Origin of the sequence: Serratia sp. TMDUHS_CL (assembly GCF_037137105.1) — a bacterium.
Classification (GTDB): domain Bacteria; phylum Pseudomonadota; class Gammaproteobacteria; order Enterobacterales; family Enterobacteriaceae; genus Serratia; species Serratia nevei.
The window spans coordinates 18,840-31,020 of record NZ_JBBBDV010000002.1; the positions used below are offsets into that span (position 1 = coordinate 18,840).

Below are 12,181 nucleotides of genomic sequence, written 5' to 3' on the forward strand. Positions count from 1 at the left end.
TTCAGGGCCCGCTCGACGGGCCCTGAATCACCGGCTCATGTCCATGGCGGCGCATCGCCATCATATGATCGAACCAGCGCACCAATTCGTTATGCAATTCAGCCGGTAATGCCGCCTGATGATAACCGGCTATCGCACCGCCCAGCGACAACAGGACTCGCAATCCCAGATTGGTCTGTTGTTGCAGCAGGCTAAGATAGCTGCGTTTCGCGCCCTGCAACCGCAGGTCATAGGCGTTGCGGATACCCGCTCGCCACAACAGCCGCTCCATATTGACATCTATATTCGGCAGCGCCTTCAATCTGCCGTGGTCGCCGGCCTTGAGCCGCTGTTCCCGACGGGCCTCCCTGACAGCTTGCCAAGCCAGCCCCACCAATTCGTTACGTTCCCGCCACAGGGACTCGTCAACCCAGTAATAGCGCAAAGTGATGGGCACTCCGCGCTTGGAATAGACCATATTGACCATGCCCCGAGCGCGAAAGGCCGGTTCCATGCTCGCCGTAGCCCGCAAATACAGCTCGCCTTCCGCTATCACTGCAAACATCACCCCCTCAGCCAACAGCCCATAGCCGCCAAACTGTGACCGCGTGGTGATGGTGCCCAGCGCCGCGAAGCAACTTTTAGCCTGCGTGATTCTTCTCGTCGACATCCTTTTCATAGCGTTCCTCCTTTTTAGGTTCCGGTCGTATTATTTCTCTCATCAATGAAAAAAGTAACGTGAACAACTAATTAGAAAAATACGCACTATCCGTCTGCATGCCAATCACAAAAAACACCGGTACAAAAAATGATCGCAATTATGCGAGCCGCTACGAAAATTTGGGTTGATCTTATCCGAAATCAGGGATACTGTATAAACATACAGTAACACGACGGGCGGGAACTTTATGCGTACTCAATCACTCTACCAACCTCATTTTAGCCATGGCTCTTTTACCGCGAACAGCGTTGCGAAGAACACAAATGTCGGCAAAGAGAATGGCTTGATCAGTGAACTTGTTTACAACGAGCGCCAGCCCGCAGTGGCTCAACTGCTGTTGCCCCTGCTGCAGCAACTGGGCAAGCAGTCTCGCTGGCTTCTGTGGCTGACGCCGCAGCAAAAGTTAAGCAAGCAATGGCTGCAGCAATCCGGCCTGCCGGTGGATAAAATGGTGCAGTTGAGCCAAATCAGCCCGGTGAATACGGTTGAGGCAATGGAAAAAGCGCTGCAAACGGGGAACTACAGCGTGGTTCTCGGCTGGTTGCCCGAGCTAACGGAAGAGGATCGTCTAAAATTAAGACGTGCGGCAGAATTGGGTAATGCCTACGGGTTTATCATGCGTCCTCAACGTGACATTGACCCGACTCACCGACACTGTTCCACCCTAAAAATTCACTCTTCTTTGTATCATTAAGTAAATTTAGGATTTTTCCCATCATTTTCGCACTCCGTAGAGGGAACCTTTGCGGGATAAGGCACAAAGCTAGTCCGGCTGCGGTTTGCCAAGCAAAAACGCCCGATGAATCGCCGTTTTTTTAGGCTAAGAATGTTAGCAAATATGTACGATTCCGCGTTTTTTTTTAGAGCCTTATCACATCACACTTGTAACTTTCGCGCCACGTTGTAGACTTTACATCGCCAAGGTTGCTCTATAACGTCAGAAAAACTGGCGAGTAACAAACGAGGGCTTAAACCTTGGCGAAGGAATTTAACCAAGGGCTTAAAACAGCTTTAAAGCTCATTGCCTATTTGGATGATAACGAGGCGCAAAATGAAAAAGACAGCTATCGCATTAGCAGTGGCACTGGCAGGTTTCGCTACCGTAGCGCAAGCCGCTCCAAAAGATAACACCTGGTACACCGGTGCTAAACTGGGCTGGTCCCAGTACCACGACACTGGTTTCTACGGTAACGGTTACCAGAACGGTATCGGCAACGGCCCAACCCACAAAGATCAGCTGGGTGCCGGCGCGTTCCTGGGCTACCAGGCAAACCAATACCTGGGCTTCGAACTGGGCTATGACTGGCTCGGCCGTATGCCTTACAAAAGCAGCGTGAACAACGGTGCTTTCAAAGCGCAGGGCGTTCAACTGGCTGCTAAACTGAGCTACCCAATTGCTGACGATCTGGACATCTACACTCGTCTGGGTGGTATGGTATGGCGTGCAGACTCCAAAGCTAACTACGGCAACGGCACTCGCCTGAGCGACCACGACACCGGCGTTTCTCCGCTGGCTGCTGTTGGTGTTGAATACGCACTGACCAAAAACTGGGCTACCCGCCTGGACTACCAGTTCGTAAGCAACATCGGTGACGCAGGTACCGTTGGCGCACGTCCAGACAACACCATGCTGAGCCTGGGCGTTTCTTACCGCTTCGGTCAGGATGACGTAGTTGCTCCAGTTGCTCCAGCTCCAGCTCCGGCTCCAGTTGTTGAAACCAAGCGTTTCACTCTGAAGTCTGACGTGCTGTTCAACTTCAACAAAGCAACTCTGAAGCCACAAGGTCAGCAGGCTCTGGATCAGCTGTACACCCAGCTGAGCTCCATGGATCCTAAAGACGGTTCCGTAGTTGTTCTGGGTTACACCGACGCCGTTGGTTCTGCTCAGTACAACCAGAAACTGTCTGAAAAACGCGCACAAAGCGTTGTTGACTACCTGGTCTCCAAAGGCATCCCGTCAGACAAAATCTCTGCACGTGGCATGGGCAAAGCTGATCCAGTTACTGGCAACACCTGTGGCTACAAAGCTGGCCGCGCTACCAAAGCTCAGATCGACTGCCTGGCACCAGATCGTCGCGTAGAGATCGAAGTTAAAGGTATCAAAGACGTTGTAACTCAGCCTCAGGGCTAAGTTTACTCGCCTAATAAAAAACCCCGCATTGCGGGGTTTTTTTTCGTCCTGCTGTTATCAGAACATTCAAGACCCAGTGTAACTAAGGCGCTCTGCCCCGTTTACTTAGGTTCTTTACCGAGAATCGCCTTCAAATCTTCTTTCAACGACGACATCTGATTCGCATACTTCTCTTTGCGCTCAGCATCTTCGATAAGCTGCACAACCGTTTCCGACAGCGTGACGCCACGACGGCGCGCCAGGGCAGCTAAGCGTTGCCAAACCAAAAACTCCAGATCGATAGATTTTTTACGCGTATGCTGGTGTTCTGCGTTAAAATGACGTTTGCGGCGGGCGCGGATCGTTTGCTTCATCCGGTTATCCAGCTCCGGATTCATATGAGCGGCAATCCATGCAAGTACCTTTACCGGCTCATTTTCCAGCTTCAGCAGCTCGTTAACCGCCTCCTGAGCAGCGCTGTTTTCAATGTAGCGGGTAATAAGTTCCCCTTCCCGGTGCTTCTTCACCAGGTACTTCCATTTCCAACCGCTCTCCAGATTTTCCAGTTGCTGATATTTCATCTTGAGCTCTTCAGTGACCGCGTAACTTCAAATAAGCATAACAGCTTTGCGCCGAATTTCCCCGGCAATTAAGCCGTCTTTTAGACTGTTTTTTGCACAGTCATCGCGCGATGTCAAACTCCCTGATGCCAACTGGCACTCCACATGTATCAAGCCGCCGTTATTCTTGTATAATCGCCCTTTCCCTTTTTAACGATTGCATCTAACACTTTGACCAATAACCGACTTGAATGGCAATCTTTATTGCCGGACGTAACGCCTTATCAGGCGATATTTGATACCGCCGCTCAGTTGGCACCCGTGCCCTTTTCCGCCATTCAGCCTCGGCTGGAAAATGCCCTGACGCTATTTTGCCACCCTCAATCGCCACCGCGTTTCATGCTGTTGAAAGCGCAAGAAACGCGAGAGTACCTGGAACTGATCGCTCACGCCGTCACACCACTGCTGGCTAAGAATACGGCATGCCGCGGCAGCCACTATGCCATTCAGGATGGCAAGGTCAGCATAGAGCCGGCCAGCCGTGGCGATGAGCCTTTCGCCGCCGGCGGTGCTTGTCTGTTCCAGGAGTGGATTGAACCGGAGCAGCTGTTTGGTTGCGTACGGATCCACAATGGCGACATTACCCTGCAACCGGGTCTGGTGCACCAGGCCAACGGCGGCGTCCTGATCCTGTCGGCTCGGGCGCTGCTGGCTCAGCCATTGCTATGGCTGCGGCTGAAGCAGATGATCGGCCAGCGCCAGTTCCATTGGGTTTCGCCAGACGAAACCCGCCCGCTGCCGGTAGCCATTCCACCGATGCCGCTGGACCTGCGGCTGATTGTGGTCGGCGACCGTCACGGCCTGGCCGATTTCCACGATATCGAGCCGGAACTGAGCGAACAAGCGGTCTACGGCGAATACGAAGACGATCTGCAGCTGACCGAAGTCGATGATATGGCGCAGTGGTGCGGCTACGTCAACGGCGTGATTGCCGATCGGCAGTTGCCGATGTTAGCGGCCGACGCCTGGTCGCCGCTGATCGTCCAGGCTGTGCGTTACACCGGCGATCAGGGCATCCTGCCACTCTCGCCGGTTTGGCTTGGCCAGCAGCTGTCCGAGGCTGCACTGTATGCCGAAGAGGAGCGCATTACCGCCAAAGCGTTTGAGGCAGCGTTGAATGCCCGCGAATGGCGCGAAAGCTATCTGGCCGAGCGTATGCAGGATGAGATTGAGCTGGGTCAGATCCTGATTGAGACCGAGGGTGAAGTGATCGGGCAGATTAACGGCCTGTCAGTCCTGGATTATCCCGGCCATCCGCGCAGCTTCGGCGAGCCCTCGCGCATCAGTTGCGTCGTGCATCTTGGCGACGGCGAGTTTACCGACGTCGAGCGCAAAGCCGAGCTGGGCGGCAACCTGCATGCTAAAGGCATGATGATCATGCAGGCGTTCCTTATCGCCGAACTGGATTTGGATCAGCAGTTGCCCTTCTCCGCTTCCATCGTCTTTGAACAATCTTACGGTGAAGTGGACGGCGACAGCGCCTCGCTCGCCGAGCTGTGCGCCTTGGTCAGCGCTCTGTCGCAGCAGCCAATCACACAGCAGATCGCCGTCACCGGCTCCGTCGACCAATTCGGCAACGTACAGCCGATAGGCGGCGTTAACGAAAAGGTCGAAGGTTTCTTCGAAGTTTGTTTACGCCGCGGCCTGACGGGCAAACAGGGCGTCGTATTGCCCGTGACCAACGTGCGCCACCTGTGCCTGCGTCAAGATGTCGTCGACGCGGTACGCGAGGGGCAATTCCATCTGTGGGCGGTAGAGAGCGCGGCGGAAGCCTTGCCTTTGCTTACAGGTTGCCTCTACTCTGATGAACAACAGCCGAATTTGTTGGCGGCCATTCAGGAACGGATTGCGCAGGTGAGCCTGCAGGAACGCCGTCGTCCATGGCCGCTGCGCTGGCTCAACTGGTTCAACCACGGCTGATCGGACTTGTTCAGCGTACACGTGTTAGCTAACCTGCGTCCTTCATTAAAATAAGGCTTACTGAGAACATGGTAGATAAACGCGATTCCTATACGAAAGAAGACCTCGAAGCATCCGGCCGTGGCGAGCTGTTCGGCGCCGGTGGCCCACCGTTGCCGGCAGGTAACATGTTGATGATGGACCGCGTGGTCAAAATGAGCGAAGACGGCGGGACTCACAACAAAGGTTATGTGGAAGCGGAGCTGGATATTAATCCGGACCTATGGTTCTTCGGTTGCCACTTTATCGGCGATCCGGTCATGCCGGGTTGCCTGGGCCTGGATGCCATGTGGCAGTTGGTCGGTTTCTACCTCGGTTGGCTGGGCGGCGAAGGCAAAGGCCGCGCGCTGGGCGTCGGTGAAGTCAAGTTCACCGGCCAGGTGCTGCCAACCGCCAAGAAGGTGACTTACCGCATTAACTTCAAGCGCGTTATCACCCGCAAGCTGATCATGGGCGTCGCCGATGGCGAAGTGCTGGTTGACGGCGAAGTGATCTATACCGCTACCGATCTGAAAGTGGGCCTGTTCAAGGATACCGCAGCGTTCTAATCACGCTGACGAGAAGACGGCCACCGCCTTCTTTTCCAACGATCGCGCATGCCGTCACGTCTCTCGTGGCGGCATTTCTTTTATCCCTCAATGCCTTGCACCGCCTCCGCCCTCCCTTTAAGGATCTCCTGTTTACCCACCGCCAGAGCGCCTAAAGCGTGCCTCGTCTATACGAATCACGCTTTCTCGCTCCTCGTCAGGCCAGCGCGAAGCAATAACCCCACTGAGAACGCCCTGGGTGATGCCACCTCAGAGGCCACAAACAAAAACCTCCGCCAAAGGGCGGAGGTTATTCCTTTTATTTGACAGGGAGCCGCTTAAGCGGTCACAGCCCTGTCTTCCATGGCTTCTCGCCAACCTCCCAGCCATTGAGACCGGGCGTCCACTGATGATTGGTAGGGACAATGTTCCCTGGAACGCCCTAAAATACCTGCCTGATACCCTCTCGAATGCGCCCTTTCCAGACGATCGCGTTTCTGTCTCTTCATGCCTCGTTTCCCTCATTTTGGTCTGGTGGAAAGAAAACAATGGCTGCTTTTTGCGCAGCCACGAGTTATCAATAGCGCTAAAAGAAGAGAAGATCAATGCGCAAAATTCACGCCAATGTCATATTTGTGAGCTACGCCCGAGGAAAGTGCTAAGTGGCTGATCTGCCGGGAAAGGGTTTAACTTTTTGAAATGAAAAAGAAATCCCTGCCAGGGAGAAAAAAAGACTTTTCACGCTGACAGGGATTAGACGATTTTAGACCAAATTATGACTAAATGCCGCCCATCTGTGCTGCGATAGCCTGGGCTTCCTGCTGCCAGCCCTGCGCCAGCGTGCGCACCAGGGCATCATAGCCGTCCTCACCCTGTTTCAACTCCAGGCTGAAAGGCCGTTTGATCAAGCGCCCCTGGCGGTTCAGCACCCACTCGCCGCGAACGATCGCCTTGCCGTCAAAGCGGCCATGGAAACCGCTGATGGTCACGTTCAGCACATCCTGATCGCTGCTCATCGGTTGCGAAGAAACCACCCAGCCCGGCAGCGCGCTGCTCAGGTTGGTGACCAGCGTTTGCTGCAGCTGCTGGTCGAGCGGGCTGGCCCACAGGTTGTTCTGGGCTATCACATACTGTACGTCGTTGGTTTGATACACCACGCCGCTCTGCGCCAGATAATCCGCCACGCTCACGTGCTCCAGCCACAGCTGGCGCGTGGAAGCGCCGCTGCTGCTGGCAGCGGCCGGCGCCCCCAGCGCCGGCAACTGATAGTAGGTCTTCTGTGGCGAACTGCTGCAGGCGCTGAGCAACAGCGCCAGGGCTACCGGGATCCATTTCATCATTTCGTGGCCTTCTTCGGCTGAGGGTCAGTGCTGCCGGCGGCTTCAAACACCAGCGCGTTGCTCTTCTCATTCAGGGTGCGCAGCACCGGTTGCAGCTCACGCAACACCTGGTCGAGGCGCTGCATATCGCCCACCATCTTGTTGTAAGCCGGTGAACCAGGCTGGAACCCTTTCATGCTGCGGTTCAGCTCCAGCAGCGTTTTCTGCATGTCCTGCGGCAGCGCCTGCATCTCTTTGCTGGCGATGATGTCGTTCAACGACTTCATGGTCTGCTGCGTCGACTTCATGGTTTTCTGACTTTCCGCCAGCGTCTTGGTCGCTTCGTTGATCATCGGATTGATCGGCATCGCGTTGATCTTGTCCAGCGTCTGCATCAGTTTCTGCTGGATCTGCGCCAGCCCGCCGCTGGTGGTCGGCATCAGCGGATAACCGAACAGTTCGCGCGGCCCTTTCCACGGTTTCTCCTGCGGATAGAAGTCGAGATCGATATACAGCGAACCGGTCAGCAGGTTGGCGGACTTCATCGAGGCGCGCATACCGCGCGATTCCGCGTCCTTCAAATGCCCTTCGATATCGAAATTACCGCCCAGCTGTTTCTGGAAGCGATCCGGCTCGATGCGGATCAGCACCGGAATGCGGTAGTCGTTATCCAGGCGTTGCGCCATGCCCTCTTTATAGAATGGCACCTGAGCCACCGTGCCCAGGCGGATGCCGCGGAACTCGACCGGGGCGCCCGGCTGCAGGCCGCGTACCGAATCGGAGAAGAACAGCAGGTAGTCCTTATGCACGGTATACAGCGAATCCTGCGTGCTGCGCTGGTTGTCGAACAGCTGGTACTCCGCCTTCTCTTTCGCCAGTTCACCGCGATCCCAGCCGTCCGGTACGTCGAAGCTGACGCCGCCGCTGAACAGGGTAGTCAGCGATCCCATCTCCACCCGCATCCCTTGCGCCGACATGTCGAACGCCACGCCGCTGTCTTTCCAGAAGCGCACGTTGGTGGTGACCAGTTGGTCGTAAGGCGCGGTGATGAACAGCTGATAGCGCATGGCGCGTTCTTTAGGATCGAAGTAGCTGGTTTCCACCGACCCGACGCGATAGCCGCGGAACAGCACCGGATCGCCGGCGTTGAGCTGGCCCGATTTCTCGCTGTCCAGCACGATGCGCAGCCCCTTGGCGTCCGGGGAGGCCAGCGGCGGCGCGTCGAGCAGCTGATAGTTGTCTTTGCCGTCTTTGCCCTTGCTGCCCGGCTGCAGTTCGATATAGGCGCCGGACAGCAGCGTGCCCAACCCGGAGACGCCTTCACGGCCGATCTGCGGCTTCACCACCCAGAAGGCGGAGTCCTGACGCAGCAATTTCTCCATACCGGAATTGAGACGCGCTTGCACCATCACCTTGCTCAGATCATCGCTCAGCGTGACGGTTTCCACCACGCCGACGTCCACGCTGCGGCTTTTGATTTTGGTTTTACCCGCTTCCAGCCCTTCCGCCGTCGTGGTGACCAGCGTCACCACCGGCCCCTGATGGCTGAAGTGGTAAAACAGGATCCAGGCGCCGATCAGCGCGGTCACGATGGGAATGATCCACACCGGCGACCAGCGTTTGATCTTCTCAACGTCTGCGACGCTATGATTATTTTCCGTCACCTTGCGGCTCCTTGTTGATTGTTTCACTTGCGCGATCCCAGGTCAGCCGGGGATCAAATGTCATGGCGGCGAACATGGTGAGGATCACCACCAGCGCGAACAGCACGGCGCCCGTCGCAGGATAAATGCTCATCAACTGCCCCATTCGCACCAGCGCCGACAATACGGCGATCACAAATACGTCGATCATTGACCAGCGGCCAACGAACTCGACCACTTCATAAATCAGGTGCATCCGCTCGCTGTCGGCACGCGGCTTCTTCCTGCCGTTGGCATCCCAGCACAGCCAGCCGATCGCCAGCATTTTCAGCGACGGCACCATGATACTGGCGATGAAAATCACCATCGCCACCGGATAAGAGCCGTCCCCCCACAGCAGGATAACCCCCGCCATGATGGTGGAGTTCATCTTGTTGCCCAGCGCCTCGGTCACCATGATCGGCATCAGGTTGGCCGGGATATACAGCATGATGGAGGTCACCAGCAGCGCCAGCGTCCACTGCAGGCTGTGGCGGCGGCGCACGTAGCCGTTGGTGTGGCAGCGCGGGCAGCGTACCTGATTGGCCGGCAGGATCGCCGTGCAGCAGGCGCAGGAGCGCACGCCCTGGCGCATGCCGGTGCGCCCCACCGTCAGCGGACGATCGAGACGCGGCGCCGGTTCGATGTCCTGCCACAGCCAGCGCCGATCCACGCACTGGAAGGCGCGCACCTGCAGCAGGCAGAACAGGCAATAAGGCACGAAGCTGCTGCCGATGCCGATATCGCCGTAGGCCATTAGCTTGACGAAGCTGACCAGCACCCCGGCGAGGAAAATTTCCACCATGCACCAGGTTTTGAACTGGAACAGCACCCGGGCCATCCACTCTTTGAGCCCCAGCGGCAAGCGCACTTTGGCGCACAGCAGAACGATCGCCACCATGCAAAACGCCGGGATCAGCTGCACGAACACCATAAACAAGGTGGCCATACTGGCGTAATCTTCCGCCACCATGACCTCCGGGATTTGAATCAGCCGGATTTCGTTGCCGAGGCCGGCGACGCGCATGTTGATAAACGGGAAAATGTTGGCCAGCACCAGCATGAACAAGGCACTGAGCGCGTAACCGATCGGCCGCTTGCGCGGTTCGTCCCAGCGGACGCTGAGCGTGGTTTTGCAGCGCGGGCATACCGCTTTGCTGCCATAGGCCAGCGGCGGTAGCGCCACCAGCATGTCGCACTGCGGGCACAGCATCAGGTTATCCTGGTGCTCCGCCGAAGGTACGGAATGACTATGCTGCTGATGATTGTTGTGGGAACACACCATATTCCTCCTCAATAACGTTGCTCACCGGCACGTCGATACCGCCCGCAGCAGCGCGCGGGCGGTATCGCAACGGTCAGCCGTTTTTCATCGCTTCCAGCTCTTCCCAACGGGTGAAGGCCTGCTCGAGCTCCTGCTCTGCGTTAGCCAGCGCCGTCAGCACTTCTTGCGTTTCGCTGTGCGGCCGCGTGAAGAAGTCGGCATCGCTCATCTGCGCCTGCAGCGCTTCGATTTCTGCCTCCAGCTGTTCGAGCCGCTGTGGCAACTGTTCCAGTTCGCGCAGCAGGTTGTAACTCAGCTTGGCCGCCGCTTTCTTCGGCTGTTCGGCCTTTTTCTCCGCCGCCGGTTTGCTCGCGCTCGGCGCCGCCTGACGAATCGGTTTCGCCGTGGCGCGCTGATGATGCGCATCGTAATAGCCGCCGACGAAGGCGTTGATCACGCCGTTGCCTTCAAAGATCCAGCACTCGGTCACCGAGTTGTCGACGAACTGGCGATCGTGGCTGACCAGCAGCACGGTGCCCTGATAGCCGTCGATCAGCTCTTCCAGCAGCTCCAGCGTTTCGACGTCGAGATCGTTGGTTGGTTCATCGAGGATCAGCAGATTGCTCGGTTTCAGAAACAGCTTAGCCAACAGCAGGCGGTTACGCTCACCGCCCGAAAGTGCCTTCACCGGCGTCATCGCACGTTTCGGGTGGAACAGGAAGTCCTGCAGGTAGCCCAAGACGTGACGAGGACGGCCGTTGACCATCACTTCCTGCTTGCCCTCCGCCAGGTTGTCCATCACCGTGCGCTCCGGATCGAGATCCGCGCGGTGCTGGTCGAAGTAAGCCACTTCCAGCTTGGTGCCGCAGTGCACGCGGCCGCTGTCGGCTTTCAGCTGACCGAGCATCAGTTTCAGCAGCGTAGTTTTGCCACAGCCGTTCGGCCCCACCAGCGCAATCTTGTCACCGCGCTGTACCTGAGCGGAGAAACCGCGCACCAGCACTTTTTCGCCGACCTGATAGTTGACGTCTTCCAGCTCGAATACGATTTTGCCGGAGCGGGTCGCCTCTTCCACCTGCATCTTGGCGGTGCCCATCACTTCACGGCGCTCTGAACGCTCGACGCGCAGCGCCTTCAGCGCGCGCACGCGCCCCTCGTTACGGGTACGGCGCGCTTTGATGCCCTGACGGATCCAGACCTCTTCCTGCGCCAGCTTGCGATCGAACTCGGCGTTTTGCAGCTCTTCCACCCGCAGCGCTTCTTCTTTGCTCTGCAGATACAGATCGTAGTTGCCCGGCCAGGAAACCAGCTTGCCACGATCCAGATCGACGATGCGCGTCGCCATGTTGCGGATAAACGAACGGTCGTGCGAGATGAAGACGATGCTGCCGTCAAACTCTTTCAGGAAGCCTTCCAGCCAGTCGATGGTTTCGATATCCAGGTGGTTGGTCGGTTCGTCGAGCAGCAGCACGCGCGGCGAGCTCACCAGCGCGCGGCCCAGCGCCGCTTTACGCAGCCAGCCGCCGGACAGCGAGGAAAGCTCGGCGTCGCCGTTCAGCCCCAGCTGCAGCAGCACTTCGCTGATGCGGCTGTCAAGCTGCCAGAGCCCCTGGTGGTCGAGGATCTCCATGATTTGCGCCATGCGCGCCAGGTTTTTCTCGCTCGGATCGCTCTCCACCAGGTGGGAAATCGCATGATACGCCTTCAGGTGTTCCGCCTGCTCCGCGACGCCTTCGGCCACGAAGTCGAACACGCTGCCGCCGATATTGCGCGGCGGATCCTGTTGCAGGCGCGCCACGATCAGATCCTGTTCGTAGATCACCCGGCCGTCGTCCAGCGGGATCTCTTTGCCAAGGATCTTCAGCAGCGTGGACTTACCGGCGCCGTTGCGCCCGACCAGACACACGCGCTCGTTGTCTTCGATATGAATTTCGGTGTTGTCTAAAAGCGGCGCATCGCTGAAAGAGAGCCAGGCGCCGGACATGCTGATTAACGACATA

The 12,181-nt window shown here is 57.1% G+C and carries 11 protein-coding genes; 4 read left to right on the top strand and 7 right to left on the bottom strand.

The genetic code is table 11. The annotated features are described in order from the left end of the window. Position 1: 1 nt before the first annotated feature. Positions 2-658, bottom strand: coding sequence for a TfoX/Sxy family DNA transformation protein (locus tag WCL58_RS03890; RefSeq protein ID WP_060419667.1), 657 nt, complete (start codon positions 656-658; stop codon positions 2-4). A gap of 229 nt (positions 659-887) precedes the next feature. On the opposite strand from WCL58_RS03890, the gene sulA reads away from it, so the two are divergent. Both sulA and ompA read left to right on the top strand, forming a co-directional pair. Continuing rightward, positions 888-1,394: an SOS-induced cell division inhibitor SulA gene (gene sulA, locus WCL58_RS03895; RefSeq protein WP_336850568.1), complete on the top strand. Its 507-nt coding sequence runs from the start codon at positions 888-890 to the stop codon at positions 1,392-1,394. A gap of 357 nt (positions 1,395-1,751) precedes the next feature. Beyond that, on the top strand, positions 1,752-2,831 hold the full coding sequence (ompA, locus tag WCL58_RS03900) for a porin OmpA (RefSeq protein ID WP_336850571.1): 1,080 nt from the start codon (positions 1,752-1,754) through the stop codon (positions 2,829-2,831). 101 nt (positions 2,832-2,932) lie between these two features. Here the strand turns inward: ompA and matP are convergent, their stop codons facing one another. Continuing rightward, on the bottom strand, positions 2,933-3,391 hold the full coding sequence (gene matP / locus WCL58_RS03905; protein WP_019454505.1) for a macrodomain Ter protein MatP: 459 nt from the start codon (positions 3,389-3,391) through the stop codon (positions 2,933-2,935). 210 nt (positions 3,392-3,601) lie between these two features. Between matP and WCL58_RS03910 the strand changes: the two genes are divergently transcribed. Together WCL58_RS03910 and fabA are read left to right on the top strand one after the other, a co-directional pair. After that, positions 3,602-5,350: an AAA family ATPase gene (locus WCL58_RS03910; protein ID WP_060419669.1), complete on the top strand. Its 1,749-nt coding sequence runs from the start codon at positions 3,602-3,604 to the stop codon at positions 5,348-5,350. A 68-nt stretch (positions 5,351-5,418) separates the two neighbouring features. Then, the gene (gene fabA, locus WCL58_RS03915; protein ID WP_049200448.1) at positions 5,419-5,937 is read left to right on the top strand and encodes a bifunctional 3-hydroxydecanoyl-ACP dehydratase/trans-2-decenoyl-ACP isomerase; all 519 of its coding nucleotides are present in this window, start codon (positions 5,419-5,421) and stop codon (positions 5,935-5,937) included. Between the two features lie 317 nt (positions 5,938-6,254). Here fabA and rmf read toward each other — a convergent pair whose 3' ends face one another. From rmf to WCL58_RS03940, 5 genes are all read right to left on the bottom strand, one after another. Then, a complete protein-coding gene (rmf, locus tag WCL58_RS03920; RefSeq protein ID WP_004928150.1) occupies positions 6,255-6,425 on the bottom strand; it encodes a ribosome modulation factor in 171 nt (56 codons plus the stop codon). A gap of 270 nt (positions 6,426-6,695) precedes the next feature. Continuing rightward, positions 6,696-7,256 (bottom strand): membrane integrity-associated transporter subunit PqiC, encoded by a 561-nt coding sequence (gene pqiC / locus WCL58_RS03925; protein ID WP_049272921.1) that lies wholly within the window; start codon positions 7,254-7,256, stop codon positions 6,696-6,698. Further along, on the bottom strand, positions 7,253-8,899 hold the full coding sequence (pqiB, locus tag WCL58_RS03930) for an intermembrane transport protein PqiB (protein WP_060440264.1): 1,647 nt from the start codon (positions 8,897-8,899) through the stop codon (positions 7,253-7,255). Before pqiB ends, pqiC begins: the two co-directional genes overlap by 4 nt. After that, positions 8,886-10,202, bottom strand: coding sequence for a membrane integrity-associated transporter subunit PqiA (gene pqiA / locus WCL58_RS03935; RefSeq protein ID WP_060440265.1), 1,317 nt, complete (start codon positions 10,200-10,202; stop codon positions 8,886-8,888). The genes pqiB and pqiA overlap by 14 nt, the downstream gene beginning before the upstream one ends. A gap of 73 nt (positions 10,203-10,275) precedes the next feature. Continuing rightward, complete coding sequence (locus tag WCL58_RS03940; protein WP_070913944.1) at positions 10,276-12,180, bottom strand: ABC transporter ATP-binding protein; 1,905 nt, start codon at positions 12,178-12,180, stop codon at positions 10,276-10,278. Between the last annotated feature and the right edge of the window lies 1 nt (position 12,181).